The 26285-nt window shown below is 61.2% G+C and carries 27 protein-coding genes and 1 tRNA gene; 19 read left to right on the top strand and 9 right to left on the bottom strand.

The window, feature by feature from the left end; genetic code table 11:
- The first annotated feature begins 33 nt into the window (after positions 1-33).
- Both HOC_RS11610 and HOC_RS11605 read left to right on the top strand, forming a co-directional pair.
- Positions 34-945 carry a hypothetical protein gene (locus tag HOC_RS11610; RefSeq protein ID WP_035538712.1) on the top strand — a complete coding sequence of 304 codons (912 nt, stop codon included), beginning with the start codon at positions 34-36 and terminating at the stop codon, positions 943-945.
- A 99-nt stretch (positions 946-1044) separates the two neighbouring features.
- Positions 1045-1311: an HU family DNA-binding protein gene (locus HOC_RS11605; RefSeq protein WP_034738305.1), complete on the top strand. Its 267-nt coding sequence runs from the start codon at positions 1045-1047 to the stop codon at positions 1309-1311.
- 37 nt (positions 1312-1348) lie between these two features.
- Here the strand turns inward: HOC_RS11605 and HOC_RS11600 are convergent, their stop codons facing one another.
- Complete coding sequence (locus tag HOC_RS11600) at positions 1349-2761, bottom strand: MATE family efflux transporter (RefSeq protein WP_035538710.1); 1413 nt, start codon at positions 2759-2761, stop codon at positions 1349-1351.
- A 160-nt stretch (positions 2762-2921) separates the two neighbouring features.
- On the opposite strand from HOC_RS11600, the gene HOC_RS11595 reads away from it, so the two are divergent.
- Together HOC_RS11595 and HOC_RS11590 are read left to right on the top strand one after the other, a co-directional pair.
- On the top strand, positions 2922-3398 hold the full coding sequence (locus tag HOC_RS11595) for a MarR family winged helix-turn-helix transcriptional regulator (RefSeq protein WP_051624808.1): 477 nt from the start codon (positions 2922-2924) through the stop codon (positions 3396-3398).
- Complete coding sequence (locus HOC_RS11590) at positions 3395-4090, top strand: GNAT family N-acetyltransferase (protein WP_035538709.1); 696 nt, start codon at positions 3395-3397, stop codon at positions 4088-4090. The genes HOC_RS11595 and HOC_RS11590 overlap by 4 nt, the downstream gene beginning before the upstream one ends.
- A gap of 2 nt (positions 4091-4092) precedes the next feature.
- Here the strand turns inward: HOC_RS11590 and HOC_RS11585 are convergent, their stop codons facing one another.
- Positions 4093-5472 carry a class II 3-deoxy-7-phosphoheptulonate synthase gene (locus HOC_RS11585; RefSeq protein ID WP_035538708.1) on the bottom strand — a complete coding sequence of 460 codons (1380 nt, stop codon included), beginning with the start codon at positions 5470-5472 and terminating at the stop codon, positions 4093-4095.
- Positions 5473-5624: 152 nt separating this feature from the next.
- On the opposite strand from HOC_RS11585, the gene HOC_RS11580 reads away from it, so the two are divergent.
- Positions 5625-6923, top strand: a complete 1299-nt coding sequence (locus HOC_RS11580; protein ID WP_035538707.1) for an AAA family ATPase — start codon at positions 5625-5627, stop codon at positions 6921-6923.
- Between the two features lie 19 nt (positions 6924-6942).
- Here the strand turns inward: HOC_RS11580 and gor are convergent, their stop codons facing one another.
- From gor to glmU, 3 genes are all read right to left on the bottom strand, one after another.
- A complete protein-coding gene (gene gor / locus HOC_RS11575; protein WP_035538705.1) occupies positions 6943-8346 on the bottom strand; it encodes a glutathione-disulfide reductase in 1404 nt (467 codons plus the stop codon).
- A 95-nt stretch (positions 8347-8441) separates the two neighbouring features.
- On the bottom strand, positions 8442-9143 hold the full coding sequence (rpiA, locus tag HOC_RS11570; protein WP_035538701.1) for a ribose-5-phosphate isomerase RpiA: 702 nt from the start codon (positions 9141-9143) through the stop codon (positions 8442-8444).
- Between the two features lie 4 nt (positions 9144-9147).
- A complete protein-coding gene (gene glmU / locus HOC_RS11565; RefSeq protein ID WP_035538700.1) occupies positions 9148-10518 on the bottom strand; it encodes a bifunctional UDP-N-acetylglucosamine diphosphorylase/glucosamine-1-phosphate N-acetyltransferase GlmU in 1371 nt (456 codons plus the stop codon).
- Positions 10519-10604: 86 nt separating this feature from the next.
- Here glmU and HOC_RS11560 point away from each other — a divergent pair, with 86 nt between their 5' ends.
- Positions 10605-11285, top strand: a complete 681-nt coding sequence (locus HOC_RS11560) for an HAD-IA family hydrolase (protein ID WP_035538699.1) — start codon at positions 10605-10607, stop codon at positions 11283-11285.
- Here the strand turns inward: HOC_RS11560 and HOC_RS11555 are convergent.
- Positions 11282-11524, bottom strand: coding sequence for a hypothetical protein (locus HOC_RS11555; RefSeq protein ID WP_034738295.1), 243 nt, complete (start codon positions 11522-11524; stop codon positions 11282-11284). The two genes, HOC_RS11560 and HOC_RS11555, sit on opposite strands and share 4 nt — an antisense overlap.
- Positions 11525-12004: 480 nt before the next feature.
- Here HOC_RS11555 and HOC_RS11550 point away from each other — a divergent pair.
- From HOC_RS11550 to HOC_RS11525, 6 genes are all read left to right on the top strand, one after another.
- A tRNA-Val gene (locus HOC_RS11550) sits at positions 12005-12079 on the top strand.
- 69 nt (positions 12080-12148) lie between these two features.
- Complete coding sequence (locus HOC_RS11545) at positions 12149-12886, top strand: lysophospholipid acyltransferase family protein (RefSeq protein ID WP_035538786.1); 738 nt, start codon at positions 12149-12151, stop codon at positions 12884-12886.
- Positions 12883-14142, top strand: a complete 1260-nt coding sequence (locus HOC_RS11540; protein WP_035538695.1) for a 3-deoxy-D-manno-octulosonic acid transferase — start codon at positions 12883-12885, stop codon at positions 14140-14142. The genes HOC_RS11545 and HOC_RS11540 overlap by 4 nt, the downstream gene beginning before the upstream one ends.
- Complete coding sequence (lpxK, locus tag HOC_RS11535; protein WP_035538693.1) at positions 14139-15134, top strand: tetraacyldisaccharide 4'-kinase; 996 nt, start codon at positions 14139-14141, stop codon at positions 15132-15134. Before HOC_RS11540 ends, lpxK begins: the two co-directional genes overlap by 4 nt.
- Positions 15131-16090, top strand: a complete 960-nt coding sequence (locus tag HOC_RS11530; RefSeq protein WP_051624806.1) for a lysophospholipid acyltransferase family protein — start codon at positions 15131-15133, stop codon at positions 16088-16090. Before lpxK ends, HOC_RS11530 begins: the two co-directional genes overlap by 4 nt.
- A gap of 32 nt (positions 16091-16122) precedes the next feature.
- Positions 16123-16869, top strand: coding sequence for a hypothetical protein (locus HOC_RS11525; RefSeq protein ID WP_035538688.1), 747 nt, complete (start codon positions 16123-16125; stop codon positions 16867-16869).
- 21 nt (positions 16870-16890) lie between these two features.
- Here the strand turns inward: HOC_RS11525 and HOC_RS11520 are convergent, their stop codons facing one another.
- On the bottom strand, positions 16891-17220 hold the full coding sequence (locus HOC_RS11520) for a darcynin family protein (protein WP_035538686.1): 330 nt from the start codon (positions 17218-17220) through the stop codon (positions 16891-16893).
- A gap of 50 nt (positions 17221-17270) precedes the next feature.
- Here HOC_RS11520 and HOC_RS11515 point away from each other — a divergent pair, with 50 nt between their 5' ends.
- Positions 17271-17879 (top strand): TetR/AcrR family transcriptional regulator, encoded by a 609-nt coding sequence (locus HOC_RS11515; protein WP_051624805.1) that lies wholly within the window; start codon positions 17271-17273, stop codon positions 17877-17879.
- A 12-nt stretch (positions 17880-17891) separates the two neighbouring features.
- Here the strand turns inward: HOC_RS11515 and HOC_RS11510 are convergent, their stop codons facing one another.
- A complete protein-coding gene (locus HOC_RS11510) occupies positions 17892-19121 on the bottom strand; it encodes a potassium/proton antiporter (RefSeq protein WP_035538685.1) in 1230 nt (409 codons plus the stop codon).
- A gap of 182 nt (positions 19122-19303) precedes the next feature.
- Between HOC_RS11510 and HOC_RS21260 the strand changes: the two genes are divergently transcribed.
- The 6 genes from HOC_RS21260 (at position 19304) to HOC_RS11480 (ending at position 25296) form a co-directional block, all read left to right on the top strand.
- Positions 19304-19723, top strand: a complete 420-nt coding sequence (locus HOC_RS21260; RefSeq protein WP_051624804.1) for a hypothetical protein — start codon at positions 19304-19306, stop codon at positions 19721-19723.
- Between the two features lie 18 nt (positions 19724-19741).
- Positions 19742-20722 carry a pseudouridine synthase gene (locus HOC_RS11500; RefSeq protein WP_051624803.1) on the top strand — a complete coding sequence of 327 codons (981 nt, stop codon included), beginning with the start codon at positions 19742-19744 and terminating at the stop codon, positions 20720-20722.
- Positions 20723-20733: 11 nt separating this feature from the next.
- Complete coding sequence (locus tag HOC_RS11495) at positions 20734-22068, top strand: cytochrome P450 (RefSeq protein ID WP_084146281.1); 1335 nt, start codon at positions 20734-20736, stop codon at positions 22066-22068.
- Positions 22069-22140: 72 nt separating this feature from the next.
- The gene (locus tag HOC_RS11490) at positions 22141-23478 is read left to right on the top strand and encodes a cytochrome P450 (RefSeq protein ID WP_035538679.1); all 1338 of its coding nucleotides are present in this window, start codon (positions 22141-22143) and stop codon (positions 23476-23478) included.
- Positions 23475-24215 (top strand): enoyl-CoA hydratase/isomerase family protein, encoded by a 741-nt coding sequence (locus HOC_RS11485; RefSeq protein WP_035538676.1) that lies wholly within the window; start codon positions 23475-23477, stop codon positions 24213-24215. The genes HOC_RS11490 and HOC_RS11485 overlap by 4 nt, the downstream gene beginning before the upstream one ends.
- A 13-nt stretch (positions 24216-24228) precedes the next feature.
- Positions 24229-25296 carry a DUF2855 family protein gene (locus HOC_RS11480; RefSeq protein WP_035538674.1) on the top strand — a complete coding sequence of 356 codons (1068 nt, stop codon included), beginning with the start codon at positions 24229-24231 and terminating at the stop codon, positions 25294-25296.
- A 6-nt stretch (positions 25297-25302) separates the two neighbouring features.
- Here HOC_RS11480 and HOC_RS11475 read toward each other — a convergent pair whose 3' ends face one another.
- Positions 25303-26181, bottom strand: coding sequence for an OmpA family protein (locus HOC_RS11475; RefSeq protein ID WP_035538671.1), 879 nt, complete (start codon positions 26179-26181; stop codon positions 25303-25305).
- Between the last annotated feature and the right edge of the window lie 104 nt (positions 26182-26285).

Here is a 26285-nt window from a genome sequence, read left to right as displayed (position 1 = left end):
AAAGGCCGCGGAGCGGTCACGGAGACGAGCAATATGGCACGGCTGTTCGATGCCTATATCATGGTGGACTGGAGCGCGGCGGCCAAGCCGGCTCTCGGCGCCAATTCGATCTGGATCGGGATACTCGCGAAGGATGCCCGGTTGAAGCTGCAGTTCAAGGCGGTCAATATCGACACGCGCCTGAAGGCACGCGCCTTCATCGAGGACATGGTCGCCAAGCTGACCCGGCGCGGCGACCGTGTTCTGCTCGGCTTTGACTTCTCGCTCGGCTATCCGGCCGGCACAGCTGAGGCGCTGGGCCTGAACGTGTCGAAGCAGGCGCCCTGGGCGGCGATGCACGCGCACCTGGCGACCAAGCTGAAGGACAAGGCCGACAATTCCAATGCGCGCTACGCCATTGCCGCCGGTATGAACTATGCCATCTCGAAAGGGCCTTACCCGTTCTGGGGCGCGCCTGCTCGGGATGTCGTGTCGACCCTGTCGTCGACCAAGCCGGATTATGCCGGCCAGCCCCTGCCGGAATTCCGCATCGTCGAGAACCACCTCCGCGAAACGAAGGTCGGCCAGCCGAAATCAGTCTGGCAGCTTGCCTATACGGGAAGTGTGGGCAGCCAGTCGCTGACCGGCATTCCCCATGTCCACGCGCTGCGGGCGGCCTGGCCGAACGCGCGGATCTGGCCATTCGAGATAAATGCCGACGAAATGACGGAAGAAGGTCTCGATGGCATTGAAGTCGTTATTGCCGAGATTTACCCTTCATTGATCAAGGCAAAACCGGAAAAAGGCGAAACACTGGACGAAGTGCAGGTTCGCGAGATCGCCCGTCATTATTCGCAACTGGACGAAAAAGGCCTCCTTGGGGGCACGTTTTCCACAGGCAAATCGCTTGACGAGCGAAAAATCGAGCATATTCAGGCCGAGGAGGGCTGGATTCTGGGCACATAGCCTGTGTTTACTGGCCTTTCGGCATATTCACGTAAAACGAATCGTGGGCATGTCGAGCCAACGGCGGGGGATCGCCGTTTAACTTAGAGGAGAACCCCTATGAACAAGGGTGAACTTACAAAAGCAGTTGCTGCCGAATCCGGCCTCTCGCAAAGCGAAGCTGGCAAGGCTGTTGACGCTGTATTCGACACAATCGCTGCTGCAGCGAAGTCGCGTCAGCAAGTGGCAATCGCAGGTTTCGGTACGTTCGCGGCGAAGACCCGCAACGCACGCGAAGGCCGCAATCCCGCCACCGGCGATAAAATCAAGATCCCAGAGAAAACGTCACTGGCCTTCAAGCCAGCCACGGCACTCAAAGACCTCTAGGACATATGGCCTCCCGTTTTGGAGGCCGGTCCTGAATTCATGCGGCGCGTCTGTTTGGCAGGCGCGCCGCTTTCAATTCAAGGAACAGGGTTTGCACGATACCGGCCGTTCCGACGCCGATCAGCCCGCCTTCCATCATGCCCTGCGCACCGCGCCCTTCGACAAGGCCCAGCCAGTAACAGGCAGGGATCATGACGAACACGAACGAGCCGACATGGAGCACGCTAGGCGTCCAGATGATTTCCTGCGCACGCAAAGCCATCGAGGAGGTCGCCTGCAAGCCGTCGAAGATGGTCATGGCCGCTGCGATGACGAGGAGGCTGGCAATGGCTGGTGCGAGGACTACGCCGTTCAGCACGGCATCCGAGCGCACCATTATGGTCGAGATCGGCCCGTTGAACAGGATAAGCACAAGGGCGAGAATGATGCCCATGACGATGGTTGCGGCCACGCCCAGTCGGCCGGCATCGCGCACCGCGTCACGGTTGCCACTGCCGAAGGCCTCGGCCACCCGCACGCTCGTGGCTGAGCCGATGCCCAGATAGAACATGAAGCAGAGGCCCATTACCTGAACCGAATAGCCATAGACCGAATTTGCGGCGAGGCTGATCCATGTGGCGATGATATAGGTCATGTTGAACGCGCCCCACTCAGCCACATTGCTGATGGCTGTGCCGATGCCGACGCTGAACTGGCGACGTCCCTCGTGGAGGGGCCCCGCCACGGACTTTCGGAAGGCGGGGGTAAGCACGATGACGATGATGAACATGACGAGCGTCAGCGCCCAGCGTGAGCCCGTTGTCGCCCATGCCACGCCCTCTGCCCCCATTGGTGCGACGCCCCAAAAGCCGCCCACGAGCGCGAGGTCCATGACCAGGTTGATGGCCACGCCCAGATACATCACCACGGTCACCAGCAGCGGCCGCCGCAGCGCCTCGAGATAGAAGCTGCATAGTTGGGAGACCATGAAGGCCAGCAGGCCGCTGGACAGGATGCGCGTGACCTTAGCCGTCTCAGAAGCAACGATGTGCGGGTCCGCCTTGTCGGCGACTTCTGACACGGGCGCGATGGTAACGAATATCCAGTGAAACAGCGGCTCGGCGCCAAAGAAGACGAGCCCCGTCAGCACAGCGCCAAGGCCCAGCGACGCCCAGAGCCCCCGCCGGAAGATGCGGCCCGTATCCGCTTTGCGTCCAATACCGATCAGTTCGGATGTCAGCACCTGCGTACCCAGCAGCAGGCCCATGCCGAACCCGATGGAGACGCCCATGGGAAGCCACGAATTCAGGATGTAGGGCAGCTGACCCGGCGCATACTGGCCGAGCACGATCGCATCGGTAATGCCCATCAGCATCATCGACATACGACTGATCGCAATCGGCACCGACAGCTTGAGCAGGTCCGATATGTCGGCGGGCCGCACCCAGGCGGGAAGACTGAACTTGCGCATGACAGCCTCCTTTAGGCCCGGTTTGAAACAAGCCGGGCTTTCTGACGGAAAGACGTTGCCGGGACAAGGGCGCACGAAGAGAGATTGGCGAATATTCCGTGACTGGGTTTCGCGCGCGACAGTTACTTGACATAGTCAACTAACTGGCCCAAGTGCGGTCATGCCTCAAAGTCGCCCCAGCCTATCTGATGCCATTGCTGCCGTGCGGGGCTTCAACCGCTTCTACACGCGCGAAGTCGGCCTCTTGCGGAAGACTTTTCTCGACACGCCGTGGACGCTTGGCGAGATGCGGATCCTTTATGAAATCCGTAACCACGCAAAGATCAGCGCCAGCGATATCGCCCGTGAGCTTGAGCTGGACGCGGCCTATCTTTCACGCCTGCTCTCGCGGCTGGTGGCCAAGGGAATCGTGATCCGCACGCCGTCAGAGACAGACGCCCGCCTGCATGAGCTATCATTGAGCGATTACGGACAAACCATCGTGAACGCCGCTGATGAGCGTCAGGCGGCGCTGACAGCAGACATGCTCGCGCCCTTGTCGGCCGCCGAGCGACGCCAGCTCGTCGATGCAATGACGACGATAGAGACACTGCTCGGCAAGCGCCGCGCATCCACCAGCGAAGCAGGCAAACAATGACACAGCCCCACCCCCTTGATCGGCCGATCTGGAGCGCACTGGCGAGCCGACAAGCGCATTTCGATACGCAGGGCAAACTGGCGCGAAAGTTTCCATCCGAGGTGAGCCCCTTCATCGCCGCCCGTGATACATCGGAAGAGGCCTGGGCAGACCTGGTTCGGCAGATACCTGCCGAGTATGACGTATCGATCCTTGAGCCAAGCATGCCCGCAGCGCCTGTGACGGTGAACGCAATAGAGCGTCCGCTCCTCCAGATGATCATGACGGGGCAGCCGCCAGCCTCAAGCAGCCATGTCGAGCTTGTGACGCTAGGCGACGACGACGCTGCGGAGATGCTGGCGCTCGCAACACTGACCAAGCCTGGCCCCTTCAGGACCCGAACGCATACGATGGGGCGGTTCCTGGGAATTCGGGATGGCGCGCGGTTGGTCGCCATGGGAGGCGAACGGCTGGCGACCGACGGATTCACGGAAATCACCGCGCTGTGCACGCATCCTGATTATCGCGGGAAAGCCTATGGCAAGACATTGCTTGCGGCGCTGGCCAACAGGATTCTGTCAGACGGACTTACGCCCTTCCTGCACACCTATCCGACCAATGACGTCGCCATCGCCATGTACACGCGCATGGGCTTTGAACCGCGTGCACAGCTGGTGCACGCGGTTTGGGAACGAAAGCCTGTAGCGGCGTAAGTCTAGCCAGCCATGCGCGAGGCGGTCGCCTCGGCAACGTTCATGTCCTGCAGCTTCTCGGCAATCAGGAATGCAAGCTCGAGGGCCTGTTCGCCGTTGAGACGCGGATCACAATGCGTGTGGTAACGCGATGACAGGTCGCCTTCGGAAATGGCCTGTGCGCCGCCGATACATTCGGTGACGTCCTGGCCTGTCATTTCGAAGTGCACGCCGCCGGGATAGCAACCTTCCGCCGACAGCACGTCGATGAACTGGCGGACTTCCGAGAGGATGCGATCCACTGGGCGCGTCTTGAAGCCGCTCTCGGTCTTCAGTGTGTTGCCGTGCATCGGGTCACAGGACCAGACGACCGTGCGGCCGCTTTTCTTGAGCGCACGCGCTAGCGGCGGCAGGCCCTTGGCCACGCCTTCAGAACCGAAGCGTGAGATCAGCGTGATGCGGCCGGCCTCGTCATGCGGGTTCAGCGTGTCGATCAGGCGAAGCAGTTCGTCTGTCTCCATGCCGGGACCACACTTGATACCGATCGGGTTGCGGATGCCCTTGCAGAAGTTCACATGGGCATGGTCGACCTGGCGGGTGCGGTGGCCGATCCACAGCATGTGGGCCGACGTGTCATACCATTCGCCCGACGTGGAATCGATGCGGGTCAGGGCTTCCTCATAGCCGAGCAAAAGCGCTTCATGGCTTGTGTAGAAGTCCACCTGCGCCATTTGCGGCACGGTCTCGGCATTGAGGCCGACGGCCTGCATGAAATCGAGGGACTTGGAAATCTGATCGGCCAGCTTCTCGTAGCGTTCGCCCTGCGAACTGCGGTCAACGAAGCCCAGCATCCAACGATGGACGTTGGCAAGGCTGGCATAGCCCCCATTGCTGAAAGCGCGCAGGAGGTTGAGCGTCGCAGCCGATTGCGAATAGGCCTGGATCAGGCGTTCCGGATCGGGGTTGCGGGACTCCGGCGTGAAATCCATGCCGTTGATATTGTCACCGCGATAGGAAGGCAGCGTGACACCATCAATGGTTTCGGTCGGCTCCGAGCGCGGCTTCGCGAACTGGCCGGCAATACGGCCGACTTTCACAACGGGTTTTGCCGCAGCGAAGGTCAGCACGACCGCCATCTGCAGGATCACGCGGAATGTGTCGCGAATATTGTCCGGGTGGAACTCCTTGAAGCTCTCAGCGCAATCGCCGCCCTGAAGCAGGAAAGCCTTGCCGGCAGCAACATCGCCGAGGCGCTGTTTCAGGCGCCGGGCCTCGCCAGCAAACACAAGTGGGGGATAGCCCTTCAGGCGTGCCTCAACTGCAGACAGTGCTGCAGCGTCGGTATAGTCCGACGGGATGTGTTTGGCAGGCAGATTCCGCCAATCAGAAGGGGTCCATGTCATGTTAAGTGCTCCGTTCGAGTGCAGCTTAAATCACATGGACCTCGGTTGCTCAAGTTTCACCATAATTTCACAGCAGAAAGGTGGCGGAATCAACGCGAAGTCCCTTAGTAACGTAGGAACAACGCCGCCACCTGAAGGACTGTCCTAGCCCCATGTCGCACGTCTATATCAGCCATTCGACGCGAGACCTGGACGAACTGCTGGAAATCCATGAAGCGCTGCGCATGGCGGCCATACCCGACTGGTATGCGCCGAACGACACCGAAGACCGCCCGAAAGCCGACCAGGCCATCGATGACGCGTTCGCCATGATTGTCATCGTGTCAGCCAGCGCTGTGCGGTCGAAGACGGTCAGGCAGGATGTCGAGCGGGCCAAGGCGCGCAATCTGCGACTCATCCCCTATCAGATCGACAAGGCCCGGATGAACGGCTTCTTCAAGCATGAAGTCCAGCCGCATCTGAAGCTGTCGTCCACCCTGCCCGATGGCGTCACGCAGCTCGTTGATGAAGTGCAGAAAGCCTACAAGCGCAAATGCCCTGTACTGGCGGTGATGAACCTGAAGGGCGGTGTCGGCAAGACGACCGTAACCAGCCAGGTTTTTGGCGCGTGGCAGGGCGCGCTCGGCGGGCGTGTGCTGCTGGTCGATCTCGACCCGCAATATAACCTGACCCAGACTTTCTTCGACATGGAAGAGGCCGACGCGAGCGCCGCAGCCGATCGCTCTGTCATCTCCCTGTTTGAACGCTCGAAACTACATGCCCGCGATGCGACCAGCCCGGGCGAGAGCTGGCTGACCCTGTCGACAGAGCCTTTCTCGCCGGTGCCGCGCAAAGATCTGATGCATGACCTCATGGGCGAAGGCAGTCCCGGCGGAAGGCTGGACCTGATCTCCGGCCAGTTCGAGATTTCGAAATACGCTTTCGCCAATGATTCCGGCGCGCTCCTGAAAGTGAAGTCGCAATTCCTGCGAATGGTGGACCATTATCGCAGCGAGTATGACCTGATCGTCTTCGACACCAACCCGAACGCGACCTTCCTGACACGCTGCGCGCTGGAGGCGGCAGACCGGGTGCTGGCGCCGATGCATGCGGATGTCTATTCGCTGCGCGGCGTTCGCCTGCTGAACCAGGTGATCGAAGAGCAGGTGGAAGAAGGCAAGCGGCCTGCGCTCTCCGTCATGTTCAATGCGGTGGGCCGGAGCGAACAATCATCGTTCGAGGCAGAAGCTCGCAATGGCACGTTTGACGGCAAGGCGGGCTTTCCCCTGTCCAAAGCGCTACTGAAAGCCGCCCTGCCCCGCTCAGGTCACCTGATGGTCAAGGCGCCAAAGGACGGCCAGCCTGCCTGGCGCCAGCTGGTCATTCATTCCGGGCGTGGCGGCGGCCTGAAATCCATCCGCGAGAGCCTGAAGACTGTCGGGATGGAGCTCCAGGCGCTGCTAGAGGACTGAGCGGCTTTCCCGTCAGCGATCAGGAATTGGACGTGACTTCCGGCACCCATTTCTGGCGCATGGTGACCAGTTCTTCGGCGACGCTGGGGTGGAGGGCGCACGTGCGGTCAAAGTCCGGCTTGGTCACGCCCATCTTTATGGCAATCCCTACGGCCTGAATCATCTCGGCAGCGTCATCCCCAACAATATGGACGCCGAGCACTCTCTCATCGTCAGGCTTGACCACGAGCTTCATGAGGACGCGGCTGGTATCGCCGTTCAGCATGTTCTTCATCGGCCGGAAGCGTGTCTTGTAGATATCGACATTGCCGTACTTTTTGCGGGCGTCTGCCTCGGTCATGCCGACCGTGCCGACTTCCGGCTGGGTGAAGACGGCTGTCGGGATGTCGGAATGGTCGAAATGCCATGGCTTGTCGTAGAATTCCGTCTCGGCAAAGGCGTGGCCTTCGCGGATGGCGACAGGCGTGAGCGCGACACGGTCGGTCACATCGCCAACAGCCCAGATGCTTGGAATATTGGTCTTTGACCATTCATCGACGATGACGGCGCCGCCATCGCTGACGGCAACACCAGCCGCTTCAAGGCCGAGGCTCTCGGTGTTTGGGCGTCGGCCGACAGCCATCATGACCACATCTGCATTGATGTTGTGGCCGTTCTTGAGATGGACGCACAGCGGGAGGTCTTCGCCTTCGACCTTTTCGATCTTCTCGAACACGGTCTGGGTGATGACCCGCACGCCGGCTTCCTTCAGGCCTTCATGCACCGCCATGCGGACGTCCTCGTCAAAACCGCGAAGCACGGTGTCGCCACGATAGACGAGGCAGGTCTTCACGCCGAGGCCAGCGAAGACGTGCGCGAACTCGACGGCGATGTAGCCGCCGCCAGCGATGACCAGGTGCTTGGGCAGCGTCTCAAGATCGAAAATCTCGTTGGACGTGATCGCATGCTCAACGCCCGGCAACTCGTCCGGCGATGGCATCCAGGGGCGGCCGCCAACAGCGATAAGGATCTTGGCGGCCGTGATGGTCCTGCCGCTGGCCTTGAGCCGCAGCGTATTCGCATCAACGAACTCGGCGCGCTCTTCGAATATCTCGACGCCGGAATTCGCGAGGTTGCGGTGATAGATGCCCGAGAGGCGGTCGACCTCGGCATGCATTGCGGAGGCGAACACGGCGTGGTCGTAGGACACGTCACCGACGCTCCAGCCATAGCCCTTGGCGTGCTCGATATGTTTGCCGTAGCCCGACGCATAGACCATGAACTTCTTCGGCACACAGCCGCGGATGACGCAGGTGCCGCCCATCCGGTATTCCTCGGCAACAGCCACTTTGGCGCCCGTAAGGGCCGCAAGCCGGGCTGCACGGACACCGCCGGAGCCGCCCCCGATGACGAAGAGATCATAGTCGTAGGACGTATCGGCCATAGGTTATTCCTTGCGTGAAGCCGGCCATCTAACAGCACCATCAGGGCGCTGGCCGGGCAATCCTTTGAATCTTCAGCAGATGTAGGGGCCTGCCCCTAGAATTCAAAGACAGTCGCACCGTTTTCATTGCCGATGATCACAGTGCGGGCGATGCCGATGAACAGGCCATGCTCGACAACACCCGGCACATTGGAGAGGCGCGCGGCAAGCGCTTCGGCATCGGGAATGCGGCCGCAATGACAATCGAGAATGTGGTTGCCGCCGTCTGTTACGAGCATCTCCATGCTGCCCGGCTTCTTGCGCAATTCGACGCGCGGACGGTCGACACCGGCGGCGCAGAGGACGTCAAAGACCTTCTTCGCCGTGATCGTGTAGCCGAAAGGCGTGACCTCGACCGGCAAGGGGAATGAACCAAGGCGCTCGACCTGTTTTGAGGGGTCTGCAATCACCACCATGTGATCGCTGGCATTGGCGATGATCTTCTCGCGCAGCAGTGCTGCGCCGCCGCCCTTGATCATGTTGCCCTGCGCATCGACCTCATCGGCGCCATCCACAGTGAGGTGGATGCGCTCGACCTGCTCGAACGGAATAAGTGGCACGCCGAGGCTGGAGGCGAGCGCGCGGGTCTGTTCGCTGGTCTCAATACATTTGACGAGCAGGCCATCGGCAACCTCGTCCGCCAGCATCTCGACAAAATACTTTGCGGTGGAGCCTGTGCCGAGGCCGATGGTCATGCCGTCTTCGACATATTCCATCGCTGCCAGGGCGGCATTTTCCTTTTCGTGCTCGTTGGCCATACGGCTAGTCCTTCTTGCTGGCGGCCTTTTCGGCGCCTTTTCGGGTGCGGAAGCTGATCGCCCAGCCTGCGCGCGTAATGAGCGGGCCGCGTGCGACGGCGAGGGCATCCGGCTCAACGTCCTTGGTGATGACACTGCCAGAGCCGACAATGGCGCCCTTGCCAATCTCGACAGGCGCAACAAGGGAGGAGTTCGATCCGATGAAGGCACCCTCCCCGATTATCGTGCCATATTTCATGAAGCCATCATAATTGCAGAAGATCGTGCCGGCGCCGATGTTGACGTTGGCGCCAATCGTGCCGTCGCCCAGATAGGCCAGATGGTTCGCCTTGGCGCCCTCGCCCATCTGCGTGTTCTTGGTCTCGACGAAATTGCCGATGCGAACATTGGGCTGGAGAACGGTGCCCGGACGCAGGCGAGCGTAGGGGCCAATCTCGCAGCCAGAGGCCACATCGGCGCCCTCAAGATGACTGAAGGCACGGATGCGGGCGCCGGAGCGGACATGCACGCCGGGGCCGAACACGACATTGGGCTCAACAACGACATCGGCTTCAAGGAGCGTGTCGTGGGAAAAGAAGACGGTTTCGGGGGCAACCAGTGTCACGCCCGCCTTCATGGCTTCAAGGCGGCGATGCGACTGAAAGATCGCTTCGGCCTCCGCAAGGTCTGCCTTGCTGTCGCAACCGATGAGATCGTCTTCGCCGCACTGGACGGCCTTGCAGATGGCGCCCTCAGCGCGGGCAAGGCCGACAAGGTCCGTCAGGTAATATTCGCCCTTGGCATTCTGGTTGGTCACCTTGGCGAGCAGGCGGAACATGGTCTCAGCCCGGCCCGCCATGACACCTGAATTGCAGAGGCGCACAGCGAGTTGTTCAGCGCTTGCTTCGCGCGCTTCAACGATGGCGTCGAGATCGCCGTCAGCGGCGAGAATGAGGCGCCCATAGAGGCCGGGTTCGGCGGCTTCAAAGCCGAGCACGCCGAGCGAGGCGCCGGTCTCAAGGGCAGCATACAGGTCTTCAATGGCCGAGGGGGGCACAAGTGGGCTGTCGCCATAGAGCACGACCAGATCGCCGACGAAGCCTTCGAGCGTCTCTTCTGCACAGCGCACGGCATGGCCTGTGCCCTGCGGCGGGTCCTGGAAGGCAATCGCGCCTTCGCCGAGCAGGGCGCTCACATGTTCGATCAGAACGGTTTGCGAAGGATGCACGATGACGACGATCTTCGAGCAGCCCACATCACGGGCCAGGTCAATCGACCAGTCGATCATGGGTCGGCCGCCAACGGCATGCATGACCTTTGGCAGGTCTGACTTCATGCGCGTGCCCTTGCCAGCGGCAAGAATGATCGCAGCGCGGTCTCTGGCGATATGTGTCACAGGTGGCCCTCTCGCTTTCCCCAGACCTTTCGCCTAGACCAAAGGCCGATTCAAGGCGAGTGGCGAGACGGGAATACATATCAGGCATGGCAAAGCGGTTCGACGGCTGGACGATTGTATTTGATCTCGACGGGACACTGGTAAACACCGCGCCTGACCTGCTGGACGCGTTGAACCATGTCCTGGTGGAGTCAGGCCTCCAAACGGTCGACCTTCCAACGATTTCCACGATGATTGGCCATGGCGCGAAGGCCATGATCGTTAAAGGTATGACGGCACAAGGCGCTGAACCAGACGCAGACCGCATGGATGCGCTCTTCGATCAGTTCCTGGCCTATTACGAAGCCAACATCGCGGTCGGATCGCGGCCATTCGAAAATGCATTGGATGCGCTAGATGCGCTGACCGACGAGGGGGCCATACTTGCCGTCTGCACCAACAAGCGTCAGCGCTCGACTGACCGATTGCTGGACGCGTTGCAAATTTCTGAAAAGTTTGCAGCTATCGTGGGAGCCGACAGCGTGCCGGATCGCAAACCACATGGGGATCATATTCTTTTGACCGTCGACCGTGCAGGCGGCAATCGGTCACGGGCCATCATGGTGGGTGATAGCCGGACAGATGAAAGGGCAGCCCGGAATGCCGGGCTGCCCTTCGTATTCGTTCCATTTGGGTACGAGACCGAAACTGAAGATGAAATCGGCGCTGACGAAGTTGTCAGCAACTATTCCGAACTAGTTCCGGCGTTGCTTCGCCTTATCGGCTAGGCAGTTGCTTCGGCACGCGGACGGTAGCTGGGGCGCGCTGCGCCTGCTTCGCCAGCTGCACGACGACGGGGCATACCGTTCACCATGTTGCTGCGCACGTCAGTGCGGGCACTCCGCATTGCAGGCACGAAGCCAGCGTCAACAAGGTCGACGTCCACTTCATAGCCGCGCTCGGCCCAATAGGCATTGATTTTCTCGCAAAGGCGCTTTGCGCCTTCTTCGTCACACCAGTCTTTCATATCACTCTCTCCAGGCTTATTATTTTACTGTCGAATTACTTCGACATGCCTGTCCTTCTTTCTGACTACGTCGTGGGCCGCTTATCAGCCCATCGCTTATGATTGCAAGATGACGATGTTCTGTGGGTTTCTCAAGGGCTTAGCGCGATGAAAGAAAGGTAATGATCTAACATGAACAGGTGTTCATTATGAACAGATGTTCATCTCGCATAGGAAGCTGAGTTTTTTGATGTGGAAACCTGCTCGCATGCGCAAAAATAAGCAAACACAGCTAGGATTTAGCCCTCATCGACCAACTATGATGGTACGGAAGCCAAAATAAGGCAATTGTGCTTTTGCATGTGAAATTGACGCCTATCGGGATACAGCCATGCATTCATGCATTAGTTATTTCTGACTATAATCCTGCTAGCGGTAACAAAAGCGTTCCGCGCTTGACGTTGGCGGGGCATGGCATTACGGACCCGTTTCCCGGAACCGGGGCGATTAGCTCAGTGGTAGAGCACTGCCTTCACACGGCAGGGGTCGCAAGTTCGAACCTTGCATCGCCCACCATTTCTGATCAGTCAGTCATCATTGCCTGCCAGCATGGCGCATGGCGCAAAGCAAAGTATAAGCGACGCGATGAAGTCACTGTTCCGATCAAAACCTGTCGTGATTCTGCTGGGATTCCTGATCTGGTTCTGGATGGTCATGATCGGTCGCACCTTGCGTTGGACAGTCGAAGGCGAACATGAGGCAAAAGCTGCTTGGGCCAGGGCTCCGGGCGTGGTTGTGGCGGCCTGGCATTCGCGCATAATGCTGCTTCCCTCTGGCTGGATGAAATGCATGCGCGACTGGCCCGGACGCGATGCAAAAGGTGCCATGCTGATATCTCTCTCCGGTGATGGCGAACCTGTGGCCCGCGCCATCAAGCATCTAGGGCTGGAGCCAATCCGAGGATCCGCCGGCAACAAGAAGAAGGCGAACAAGGATAAGGGCGGCGCCCGTGCGATCGCAGAATCCGTGAGACTGCTGAAATCTGGCGGCGCTGTGTGTATCACGCCTGACGGGCCGCGCGGTCCTCGTGAAGAGGTGAGCCTTGGTGCCATCATGATTGCGCAGCGCTCGGGCGCGCCTATCCTACCCTATGCTCTGGCCAGCAGGCCGGCCAAGCGCTTTGACAGCTGGGACAGGTTCATCCTGCCCTGGCCGTTTACGAAAGGGGCTATCGTGTTCGGGGAAATGCTGCAAACACCACGGTCGGAAAGCCCGGAAGCCCTGCGTGCCGAACTGCAGCGCCGCATGGACGCCGCAACGCGCCGCGCTGAAGCGCTGGTCGGCTATTCCGTTCCGGACACGGCAGGGCTGAGCGCAACATGACCCTAGCCTTTCATGCCTATCGGGCGATTACCCGCCTTCTGTCGCCCTTCCTGCCGGGCGTGCTGCGCCGACGCGCCGGCAAGGGAAAGGAAGATTACGGACGGATGAATGAGCGCCTCGCGCGCAACATGCCCAACAGGCGCCAGGGACGGCTCGTCTGGCTGCATGGCGCCAGCGTCGGCGAAAGCCGCCTGTTACTCGAAGTGGGCCACCGGCTGGTGGCGGCACGTCCGGACCTGATGCTTGTGTTCACGAGCCAGACGCTGACCTCTGCCCGCTTGCTGGGCCCTGCCCTGCCGGACGCAGCAATTCACCTGATGGCGCCGCTGGATACGCCCGCCGTGGCAAAGCGCTTCATCGCGCATTGGAAGCCTGACCTTTGCGTGTTCGGCGAGAGCGAGATCTGGCCGAACCTGATTTTTGAAGCGGGGAAAAGCGGGGCGAAACGCGCACTGGTCAATGCGCGCATGACGCAAGGCTCTGCCGATGGCTGGAAGCGCTTTCAGGGCATGTTCCGCAAGTTGGTTGGCAGTTTCGACGTTGTTCTTGCTGCAGATACCGATACGGCGCAGCGGCTCGGAAGCCTGCTGGGCGAAAATGTGCGCTCGTCTGGTAACCTGAAATCGGCCCTGCCCGGCCCGCAAGCGAGCGATTTCGAAATCCAGAGGATACGTGAGGGCTTTGTCGGCGGCCGACGCTGCCTTGTGGCCGCTTCGACGCATGACGGCGAGGAGGCATTGTTCCTCGACGCCGTCGCCGACATACCCGAATCTGCAATCATTATTGCTCCGCGCCATCCGGAGCGCGGGGATGAGGTCGAGGCGCTTATCCGGGCGCGGGGCCTGCCCTTCGCGCGGCGGTCCAAAGGACAAGTGCCTAACACACGGACCCGTGTGTTGCTGGCCGACACGATGGGCGAGATGGGCCTTTGGCTGAGGCTGGCCGATGCAGTTTACCTCGGCGGCGGTCATGCCGAGGGCGTCGGCGGCCATAACCCCCTGGAACCCGTGCGTTTTTCCAAACCTGTCGTGACCGGCCCGCGCGTGCACAACTTTGCCAGCATGATGGCTGATCTTGAACAACGCGGCTTGGTACGCTTGGCCGATGATGCTGCCGGGGTGGCCGATGCACTGCAGAATACACCGCCGCCACCTGTTGCAGCTGTTACAGCGCTAGCGGAACATGCCGATGCGCCCATGGTGGAGACGCTGAAGGCGCTGTTGCCACTCATCCCTGAACCGGGTCTGCTGCAATGAAGGCGCCGCACTTCTGGTCGGCGGGGCTCGACCCGAAGTCCCGTGAAGCCGCGCCGCTGACGCGCCTCCTGTTATCACCACTGGCCTTTGCCTACCGGCTGGGCGTGCAGACAAAGCTGGAAAAGGCCGAGCCTGTCCGGGTGGATATCCCGGTCGTCTGCGTCGGCAACCTGACGGTCGGGGGCGTCGGCAAGACGCCCGTTGTTGAGGCTATCCGGACCGTTCTCGGGTCATTCGGAGTCCGTTCCGCGACCCTTTCGAGGGGCTATGGGGGGGATTCCAAGGGTGTTCTGAAGGTGGTTCCGGGCGAACACACGGCTGCAATGGTCGGCGACGAGCCGCTGATGCTGGCCGCGACCGGCGAGAGCTGGATCGGGCGCGACCGGGTCGAAGCGGCGCAGGCCATGCAGGCCGACGGCGTGCAGGTGATCATCATGGATGACGGCCACCAGAACCCGTCGCTCTACAAGGACCTGTCCATCATCGTGATTGATGCCGCCGCACCGTTTGGCAATGGCCACCTCTTGCCCAAAGGCCCGCTGCGTGAGCCGGTCAGCGACGGGCTGGCGCGGGCCAATGGCGTGATCCTGATGGGCGACGGCGATGTGCCCAACGCGGTGACCCGATCCGGCCTGCCAGTGTTGCGCGCGAAGATCGGGCCGACAAAGGTCATGCCGACCGGGCCGTTGGTGGCCTTTGCCGGCATTGGACGACCGCTCAAGTTCTTCGACGGGTTGAAGGCAGCTGGGGCTGACCTGCACGAGGCGGTCGGTTATGCCGACCACCATGTGTACAGCGAAGGCGAGCTGAAATTCCTGCACGAACTGGCCGAGGCGCATGGCGCTCGCCTGATCACAACGACGAAAGACCATGTGCGCCTGCCACAGGCGGAACAGAAGCGCGTGCTTGCCTTTCCGGTCGCAGCACGATTTGAAGACAGACCTGCGCTTGAAGCGCTGCTGGACGCCATCATCTTCTCTGCACGCCAATGACAGACATGCCCCCCGCCTATGTCCGCCCGAAGGACATCGATAACCGCGCCTCCTTCTGGCAGCGGGTCCAATGGCGGCTGGAGACCGTGGCCTGGGACGTGATCTACTGGTGGCCAATGAAGATGCTGGGGCCGGACAAGGCGTCAGACTTCTGCGGATGGCTGCTGAAGAAGATCGGGCCCAAGCTGTCGCAGCACAAGACGATGCGGCGCAACCTGAAACTGGCCTTCCCCGACTGGACCGAAGCCGAGATAGAGCGCACGGCGATGGCCGCGTGGGAGAGCGCCGGACGCACGGCGGGCGAACTGCCTCACCTGCCCGCCATCGACCCGTATACCAGCGGCCGCGTGAATGTCGTCGGTGTCGAGCGCCTTGATGAAATCAATGCCAGCGGCAAGGGCGCCGTGTTCATCTCCGGCCACTTTGCCAATTGGGAAATCATGCCGGCGGCGATCTGCAAGCGCATCCCGCATGCCGTGATGACCTACCGGGCCCTGAACAATCCGCACATCGACCGGCGCATCAACAAGCTGCGCCATGACTATGGCACTGGCACGACCGCGCCGAAGGGCATTGGCACGCGCGAGCTGATGCGGGCGCTGGCACGCGGCGCGCCGATTGCCCTGATGAACGACCAGAAGTTTCGTGAGGGTGTTGCCGTGCCTTTGTTCGGGCATGAGGCGATGACGGCGCAGGGGCCGACGCGGCTGGCGCTGAAATATGGCGTGCCGATCGTTCCAGTCTCGACCGTGCGCACGGGCCCTGCCCGGTTCCGGGTGGAAATCCATGAACCCTTCCTGCCGCAGGACACCGGGGATGCCGAGGCAGACATCCTCTCCACCGTGACACGAATCAACCAGTTCCTGGAGGACTGTATCCGCGCCGAGCCGGGCCAATGGTTCTGGCAACACCGCCGCTGGCCGAAAGAGGCCTGGCGCGAGGCTGGCGTGGTATAGGGATCGATATCGATCCGAGAAGGAACGCATATATGAGCCGATCCATTACCCAGAGCGTTTTCGCGAGGCTGGCCCTTATGACCGCGATCAGCGTGGCAAGCTGCACCTCGCCATCGGCTGTGGAACAGGCCGCCGACCCTGTCATGTCCTGCGATACGCCGATCATGGTGTTTGGCACGCGCGCGTCGATCAAGGCGCCCGGGTTCACGCAGAGCGTCAAACTCAGCGACGTGCCGATCAGTGACACGACCGTTGGGTATGGCCCCTCGGCTGGGTACCGGGATGAACTCACCCTGATGGATGGTGTCTTTCATATCGCGACACCAGAGAGCGGTGACATGGTCTCGCTCTCGCATGATGTATCGCCAGAAAAGGGCGCTGGCTTTTTGGTGGCAAGCAGCCCGGCGGGCTGGAAAGCCGTTCAGCCAGTCGCGGACCTGACAGGCCTTGAGGGCATCGAAAGCCTGCTCACAGATACGGCTGAGGCAGCTGGTTGCCCAGCCGGCGCGGCCTTTCCGTTCAAGCTGACCGGCACGGCGTCACAGGCGAGCTGGAGCGCTGTCGGGAAACCGACCGGCGCGAAGGGCGGCGCAGAGGATGTGGCCGTAGAGATCGTCGGCATCTACGCCCCCGGCCCTGAAGACACCTATTTCCTTCCGGACGGCCGGACGCTTCATGCCCACGCGCATATCGTTGGAACACAGATTACCGGGCATCTCGGGCAGATTGGCGCCCTGAGCGACGTGGCTCTTTATGTTCCTGCCGCGCACCAGCCGTAACTGACCGAAAACACGGGCGGCCTAGGCAACAGCGGCTTCAAACGCCTGATACCCGTCCTCGATGGTAGGGATGATGTCGACGATCTCGAAGTACGGTTCGGCGAAGATCGGGCTGTCGCGCAGATGTTCCATGGCGAAATAATAGGCGCGAAGGTCTGTTGTCTCAAAGAGGGCGACGTCGCTCGCACGCGCCGAAAAGGCTTCCGCATCAAAATAGCGAAACGCCATCGCATGCTCGCCCAGCGCCTTGGAGAATGCCCTGTCGGCAATGCGGCTGCGCTCATCACGTGGCAGGCGCAACCAGGCCGGTAGCGCCTTTAACAGGACAAAGATCGTGTAGGTCGTGGTCATAGGTAGTATCCCGTACTTGCTTGCCCAAAAATACGAGTTATAGCTCGCATATGACAACTCGTATTGAGGCCACCTCAGACCGCGTTCGCAAACGCCCGAAGCAGGCACGCTCTCGGGCGATGTTCAATGACATACTGGAAGCCAGTGCTCGCATTATCGAGAAGGAAGAGCTCACCGCTGTGACAACAAACACCGTCGCGGAGGCCGCAGGCGTCAGCATCGGTTCGCTCTACCAGTACTTCCCCAACCTGGCCGCAATCCTCGCAGAGCTTACCTTGCGAGAGCGCGGTATACTCATGGACAATGTAAACCGCGTTGCGCTGGAGTTTGATTCCGCGCCGCTGGAAGAGACGCTGCTGGCGCTGATTGAGGTGGCGGTCGCGCATCAACTGGCACGTCCGCGGCTTGCAAGAACCCTGGATTATCTTGAGGATTCGCTGAACCTCTTCGACGAAACCGTGCAGATAGGCGATGAAATACGGGCAGCCGTTGCTTCGCTGCTGCGTCGCTATGATTATCCTCTCGCTGATCAAGCGGCCGCAGACCTCGTGGCCATGAGCAAAGGCATGATTGATGCGGCAGGGCGAACAGGCGAAACAGACAGCAAGGCTCTGTCGCTGCGCGTAAAGCGGGCAACGCTTGGATACTTGAAATACTGACGGGGCGTTCCCTCAGGTCTCTGCGACCGCCTCACGTTCCTCGTCTTCTTCTGCCGTCTTGTCGCTGCCCAGACGCAGGACGTGTGCCAGCGGCACGATCGTCCAGCCCTGCGCGATGAGCGAAGTGACGACGATGACGAAGACAATGTTGAAGAACTCGATCGTGACCGGCCCGGGCGTGATCACGGGATAGATTGCGAGCAGGACCGGCACCGCGCCGCGCAGGCCGACCCAGCTGAGGAAGACATTCTCGCGGAAGGAAAAGCCCATCCATCCAATGCTGAGCATCACGGCCAGCGGCCGTGCGACGAACATCAGGACGCCCGCTACGGCGAGCGCGGCCCAGATGTCCTTCAGGAGGTGGCTCGGCGCCACCAGCAGGCCCAGCATCAGGAAGAGTGCCATCTGGCTGATCCATTGCAGGGCTTCGTTGAAGTTCAGGATATTGTCGAGTGGACGGCGCAGGCGGTTACGGATGGCGATGCCGACAAAATAGACGGCGAGGAAGCCGCTGCCGCCGACGAGCGCCACAGCTGAATAGATGGCGAGGGCGCCGGCCAGTGCCATGGCGGGATAAGTGCCGTTCGGAAGGGTCATCCGGTCGATCAGGAATGTCAGTATCCGGCCGCCGCCGATGCCGCCCAAGAGGCCGAGCCCGATTTGCGCCACAAGGAACACAAAGAAGCCGCCGACTTCGAGCGCCGAGGTCGGCAGACCGCCATTGACCATGGTGGTGAGCGCGACAACGAGGAAGATGGCCATCGGGTCGTTCAGGCCGGATTCCAGCACCAGCGTGTTCTTCACGCGGTCGCCAATGTCGCGCTTGCTCTGCTGAATCAGCAGGAACGTGGCGGCGGCATCGGTGGACGCCACGGTGGCGCCAAGGAGCAGCCCGACAAGCGGTGGCATTCCGAGGACATATGTTGCGAACAGGCCGACAATGAGCGCCGTGACGAGCACGCCAACCGTCGCCATCATGATCGAGGAATTGCGCGCGCTGCGGATGACACCGCGCTCCGTCTCCAGGCCACCGGCGAACAGGATGATGGCAAGAGCGATGCTGCCGAGGTTGAAGCCGGTCTGGTAGCTGTAGAAGCGGATGCCGCCCGGGCCGTCCACGCCGAGCAGCATGCCGAGGCCGAGCACCACAAGCAGGATGGGGGCGCCCGCCTTATGCGCCAGCGGCATCAGCGCAAAAGTGGCGAACACGACAAGGCTGCAAAAAAGGATCGCCAGTTCCATCAATTATCCTTCAACCGCGTGAGTCTTTGCCTGACTCCCTTCTTACGTGACAGGCCGGTGAGGGCATACTCCCAGCAGGCTGCAAAGCGGACAAAACCGCAGTGAATTCCTCGAAATTTGCCCAATGCCCTACGCTTTTCGCTCAAACAGATTAGGTAGTTGGGAAACAGGAAGGCAAATCGATGCAGATTGGCGAAGTGATCTCCCTCGTCGTGCTTGGCGCCTACGCGGTTCTCGGGGCCATGACGATGCTGTCGCCGGGCTGGATGGCCCGAATCGTAAGGCTGGTTGAGGATCCTGATCCGGAGCGGCCGGGCGGTTTCTCGGAGTTCCGCGCGACGTTTGGTGGCCTGTTCATGTTTTCGCACATGATGACGGCGGCCCTGCTGCTGACCGTGTCGCAAAGCGAGGTGAATGTGCTGAGCGTGCTGGTGGTTCTGCCGCTGGCGGCGGGATGGATTGGCGCGGCCTTCGGGCGGACGCTGTCGCTGGTGCTGGACAAGCAGAAGAACCGGGGCAGCGGCATGATCCCGGTGTGGATTCCCATGGAATTCCTCAGTGGACTTGCTATAGCGGCCCCAATCCTGCAGTTCATGGGATAGACAGTGAAAGATAGACACATGACGGAGCGTCGAGAGACGGGCCGCTCGCGCCAGGCAAAGCCCGGTTCGCGCCCCCAGAACAGCCCGAATAAAACCCCGAACAATGCCCGGAAAAAGCCCGGACACAGCCCGAAAACGCTGGCCGAGCCCGACTGGAGCGAAGGCGAGCGCATCGCCAAGTATCTCGCCCGCGCCGGCGTCGCCTCGCGGCGCGAAGTGGAGCGGATGATCGAGGCCGGTGATGTCTGGGTGAACGGCACCAAGCTCACCTCCCCCGCTTTCAAGGTGACCGGTCGCGAGCTGATCAAGGTCGGCCGCAAGACGATCAGCGCGCCCGAGCCGACGCGCCTGTGGCGCTATCACAAGCCCGCCGGCCTGATTGCGACGAACAGCGACCCTGAAGGCCGCCGGACGATCTTTGACGAATTGCCGAAATCCCTGCCCCGCGTCGTGACGGTCGGACGTCTCGATTTGACCACCGAAGGCCTCCTGCTTCTGACCAATGACGGCGAGCTGGCGCGGGAACTGGAACTGCCGAAAAACGCACTGGAGCGGACCTATCGCGTGCGCGCGCAGGGCACTGTGACGGACTTCAAGATTGCCGACCTGGCCGCAGGCATTTCGGTCGACGGCGTGGACTATGCCCCGATCACGGCTGTGTTCGACCGGGAGAACGGCGCGAACTCGTGGCTGACCGTGACGCTGACCGAGGGCAAGAAGCGGGAGGTGCGCCGCGCACTGGAAGCTGTGAACCTGATCGTGAACCGGCTGATCCGCATCAATTACGGCCCATTCGAGCTGGGCGACCTGAAGCCCGGCGCGGTGGAGGAAATTCCCCCTGAACTGATGCTGGAAACCGTTGGCCACATGATCGCAGAGGCCAATCGCCCGCTGCGTGAAGCGCCGAAACGCGCGGCACCTGCCGCAAAGTCACGCCTTGGCACAAGGCCCGGTTCCAGTAGACTTGGAAACAGGAAACCCAAACCCAGACAATCCTGACGGAGAGCCCCATGGCCGATACCGCACTTGCCACCCCACCCGAGACCAAAATGGACCCGGATCGGACGATGAGCGCGGCGGCCGCGGCCACGTGTGACCAGATCGTCGACCCTGCCGTCTATGCCGACCAGCCCAAGCTGGACGCCGCTTTCGCCAAGCTGCGCGCGGAAGACCCGCTTGCCTGGTGTGAACCGGAGAACTTCCGTCCCTTCTGGGCTGTGACCAAGCATGCCGACATCATGGAAGTGAGCCGCCAGAACAAGCTGTTCACCAATGGCGAGCGGGAGATGCTGTCCTACAAGCAGGCCGAAGAAGGCGTCTATGCGCAATTCGGCCAGCCGCACCTTCTGAAGACTTTGGTTCAGCTGGATGATCCGCTGCACTTCAAACTGCGCCACCTGACGCAGGAATGGTTCATGCCGCAGAACGTGAAGAAGCGTGAAGAGGGCGTGCGCGCGATTGCCAAGCAATTCGTTGACCGGATGGAAGACCTCGGCGGCGAGTGCGACTTCCAGCAGGATGTTGCCCTTCACTACCCGCTGCGTGTGATCATGCAGATCCTGGGCGTGCCGGAATCCGACGAGCCGATGATGCTGAAGCTGACGCAGGAAATCTTTGGCGCGCAGGACGAAGACCTGAACCGCAACAAGAAAAGCCTGGAAGACCGGGACGTTGAAGGCGGCCTCGCCTCCATTCAGGCGACCCTGGCCGAGTTCTTCATGTATTTCACGGCCATCACGGCAGACCGCCGCGCCAACCCGCGCGACGACGTATCGACCGTGATTGCCAATGGCATGGTGGACGGCGAGCCAATCGGCCAGCTGGAAGCGATGAGCTATTACATCATCACCGCAGCGGCCGGACATGACACGACCAGCGCCTCGACCGGCGGCGGCGTGCTCGCCATGCTGCAGGACCGCGACCAGCTGAAGAAGATCATGGCAGACCCCAAGGGCATGTCGCGCACGGCGGTGGACGAAGCCATTCGCTGGACGACACCGGTGAAGCACTTCATGCGCACCGCGCAGGAAGACTATGAGCTGCGCGGCAAGACCGTGAAGCAGGGCGAGAGCCTGCTGCTCTGCTATCCATCCGGCAACCGCGACGAGGACGTCTTCGACGAGCCCTTCAAGTTCAAGGTGGACCGTAGCCCGAACAAACTGATCTCGTTCGGCCATGGCGGGCACATGTGCCTCGGCATGCATCTCGCGCGCCTTGAGATGCAGATCATCTACGAAGAGCTGTTCAGCCGGATCAAGTCGTTCGAGCTCGACGGCGACCCGACCTTCATCAAGGCGAACTTTGTCGGCGGCCCGAAATCGATTCCGGTGCGCTACAAGTTCTAGTCAGGCCTGCAAGCCGCGCCCGCGAAACGAGGCGCGCTGCAGGACAGAGGAAACATTTCAGGAGGACAGACTATGGGATTCCAGAACGTCACCGAAACCTACCAGGTTGAGCAGCCGCCCATCACGCCGCACAGCAAGCCTGTCTATGACCTGAAACCGCCTGTGGACCTGACCACTGCCAACGTCTTCTCCGACAATGGCGGCTATACGTTCGAAGCATTCGAGACGATGCGGACGAAGGCCCCGGTAATGTGGCATCCGGAAGACTATGGCGCCGGTTTCTGGGCTGTCAGCACCTATGACCTCGTCAAGAAGATGGAACTCGACCCGGAGACCTATTCCTCGCAAAAGGGCGGCATCCTGATGAATTACGGCATGGAGGGCGTGCCGCGTCATCCGCTGCTGCACTCATCCTCTCTGAACTCGCTGATCAACCTGGACCGGCCCTATCACACGCCGTTGCGCATGGAACACATGGCCTATTTCCGGGCTGACTTCGTTGCCGAACTGCGCAAGCGCGTGACCGCGCAGGTGAACGTTCTGCTCGATGGCATGGCCAAGCAGGGCCCGGTCGTCGACATGGTTGAGACGTTCTCGGCTGAACTGCCGCTGTTCACGCTGTGCGAAATCCTCGGCGTGCCTGTGGCCGACCGGCCAAAGCTGGTGCACTGGATGCACTTCCTCGAGCAGTCGCAATTCCAGGCGCAGCAGGAAGGCCTCGGCAATGTGTCGATGGAGCAGATCACGCACTTCATGAACGAGATCCAGGCCATGTTCGAATATGGCCGGTATCTGCTGGCCGAGCGGCGCAAGAGCCCGCAGCCGGACCTATTGAGCGCGATTGCCAATGTCGAGATTGACGGCAAGCCGCTGTCGCCGGAATTCCTTGACGGCTCGTGGCTGCTGATCGTGTTCGCGGGCAATGACACGACGCGCAACTCGCTGTCGGGCACGATGAAACTGCTCACGCAGAACCCGGACCAGAAGGCCAAACTGATGGCCGATGACAGCCTGTTCCCGAACTTCGTGCACGAGTCGATCCGCATGGTGAGCCCGGTGACCTATATGCGCCGGACTGCGACGAAGAATACCGAGCTTGGCGGCCAGCCCATTGGCGAGGGCGAGAAGCTGGTGATGTATTATGCGTCAGCCAACCGCGACGCGAACAAGTTCGATAATCCGGATACGTATGACATCACGCGCGCCAATGCGAAGGACCATCTGGCCTTCGGCCATGGTCCGCACGTATGCCTCGGCCAGCGTGTAGCGAACATGCAGGTGGATGCCGCCTATCGGCAGATCCTCGCGCGCTTCCCCGACATTGCCTGGACAGGCGAGCAGTCGATTGCGCCGAGCAATTTCGTGCATGCGATCTCGTCGCTGACGGTTGACCTCGGTAAACCGGCATGAGCGCGCTTGTTCTGCGGGAAGACCGCGACGGGCTGGCGGTGCTCACGCTGAACCGCCCGGACAAACTGAATTCGCTGACGGTCGGCGTGTTCCGCGAACTGCGCGAGCATGTCATCGACCTGAAGTCGGACGACACGATTGGCTGTGTGGTGCTGCGCGGGGCGGGACGGTGTTTCTCGGCCGGGCATGACCTTGGCGACATTGCCGAGGGCGAGAAAGTGCCCTCACCCGGCTGGCATTCGGAAACGCTGCGCATGCTGGAGACGCTGCCCAAGCCGGTGATCGCAGCGGTGCACGGGCATTGCTATACCGGCGCGCTGGAAGTGGCGCTGGCGGCGGATTTCATCATCGCGGCCGAGAGCGCGAAGTTTGGCGATACGCATGCGAAATGGGCGCTGGCGCCGATCTGGGGCATGAGCCAGCGCCTGCCACGGCGCGTGGGCATTGCGACGGCGAAGCGGCTGATGTTCACCGCCGAAATGTTCGGCGCGGCGGAGGCGCTGCGCATTGGCCTTGCCGAGCAGGTGGTGCCGGACGCGGAGTTCGATGTATCGATAGATGCGATGGCGCAGAAGATTCTGGCCAATTCCCCCTTCTCCCACGCGGCCAACAAAAGGCTGCTTGAAGCAACGGATTCCCGCGACATGGATTCCGGGTTACAGTGGGAAGTGCTCAAAAATGAGGGCGTCGGGCCTGACATGCAGGCGCGAATCGGCGCCTTCATGCGCAAGGACTAAGGGGACGCGAAATATGGACTATCTGATCAGGCGCAATGACCTGCGCGATTGCCAATGGACCGAGGGCGCGGTGGCGGAACTCGGCGAAGGCATGGCACGGCTGCGCGTGGAAGCCTTCGCGCTGACCGCCAATAACGTGACCTATGCGAGCTTTGGCGAAGCGATGAAGTATTGGGACTTCTTCCCGGCGGCGGACCCGGCCTATGGCCGCGTGCCGGTCTGGGGCTTTGCGACGGTTATCGAGTCGACGACGCCCGGCGTGGAATTGGGCGCGCGGGTCTATGGCTACCTGCCGATCTCGGACACGTTCGATGTGAAGCCAGCGCGCGTGGGCAAGGAAAGCTTTATGGACGGCGCGGAACACCGCAAGGGCCTCGCACCAATCTACAATACTTACATCGTGACTGCGGCGGACCCGACTTATGATGCTGCGTTCGAAGCGCAGCAGATGCTGTTCCGGCCGCTGTTCACGACCGGGTGGATGATCGACGACTGCCTGATGGAAACGGGCGATGCCGTTCCGGAGACGGTGGTGATTTCAAGCGCCTCATCCAAGACGGCGCTGGCGCTGGCACATTGCCTGAAACTGCGCGGCGGCGTGGATGCCGTGGCGCTGACATCGCCGGGCAATGTGGATTTCGTGAAGAGCACGGGGCTTTACGCGCGGACGCAGACCTATGATCAGGTCGACACAATGCATGCGCGGGGGCTGACGGCGTTTGTGGATTTCCTCGGCCGCCCTGCCCTCACCGCTGATGTGCACAATGCATTTCGGGACCGGCTGGTGCGCAGCCTTGTGATCGGCGTGACGGACTGGGAGGGCAATCGTGCGCCGATCCAGCTGCCGGATCCGCAACCGGAATTCTTCTTCGTGCCTACCTATGCCGCCGAGCGCGCCAAGGTGCTGGGGCCGGACGTGCTGAACCAGAAGCTGGGATCGGCGCTGATGTCGTTCTATCGCGCCTCGGACGCCTTCATCACACCGCAGCATGATAGCGGCATGGAAGCGATTGATGCTGCCTGGCATGATACGGTGAACGGCAAGGTAAGCCCGAAAACGGGCCTTGTCCTCGCGTTCTGATCTGGCTCAAGGCTGGCGGGAAATCTTGAATTCGGTGCGCGAGTTGCGGCCCCATGCCTCAGCATTGTCTGCCGTGTCGAGCGGTACGCCTTCGCCATAGCCAACAGCTGTGAGCTGCTCTGTCGAGACGCCCTTTTCCTCGAGATAGTGCTTCACCGCGTCCGCACGCTTCTGCGAGAGAACGAGGTTATATTCGTCGGACCCACGGGAATCCGTGTGCGAGCCGACTTCGACCGTGAAATCATCGCATAGCATCGCGATGCCAGCCACCGCATCGAGCAGGCCCATGCTGACCGGCGAGATGTCACCCCGGTTGGTGGGGAACTGTATCTTCTGCCCCTCCATGGTCTCATTCAGGGCCTGTTGGCAGGCATCCTGCGAGATACCGCCGCGCGCGAGGGCTGCGACGCTTGCGCCCGGACCCGGCTCGCCCTCAGCGACGCTGATGCCGTCGACGACAAGGTTGATCTCGGTTCCGCCTGTTGGGTCGGCCATGATGGCGGTCGTTGCGGCTTCAAGGGCGCGGCGCTTTGTGTCTTCGTCAGGGGCAACGCCGGTCACAACGCCGATATTCTCGCGGGCAACGAAGTCCAGCCACGTATAACCTGCTGCGCTGAAGGCGTCTTCGATGTCACCCACCCAGCCAGAGGCTGCACGGGTCGCCTGTGCAGGGGCCTGAGACTGAGATTGAGGGGGCGCGGCTGCCGTGGCCGAGAATTTGCCATTCTCGAAAACGTACATCCCTTCGGGCAGTGTTACGCATTCCAGTCCATCAACGGCAGGCGCCGCGGCCACTTCAGCCGCCTTGTCGCCGCCACAGGCGACCAGCCCGAGCAGGGCCGTCGAAGCGACTCCGACCCGCAGGAATTGATCCATCTTAACCATGACGTGCCCTTTCCTGCTGGAGGTGTGAGGGTTTCTGGTACGGAATTTTTGCATGCCCAACACTCTGACCTTTGTCCCGCAATGTCAAAATGCTTCGCGGGTTA

It is taken from the genome of Hyphomonas oceanitis SCH89, from assembly GCF_000685295.1.
GTDB classification, from domain to species: Bacteria; Pseudomonadota; Alphaproteobacteria; order Caulobacterales; family Hyphomonadaceae; genus Hyphomonas; species Hyphomonas oceanitis.
The sequence above is the reverse complement of the archived record's forward strand: the minus strand, read 5'-3'. Positions and strand labels throughout refer to the sequence as shown.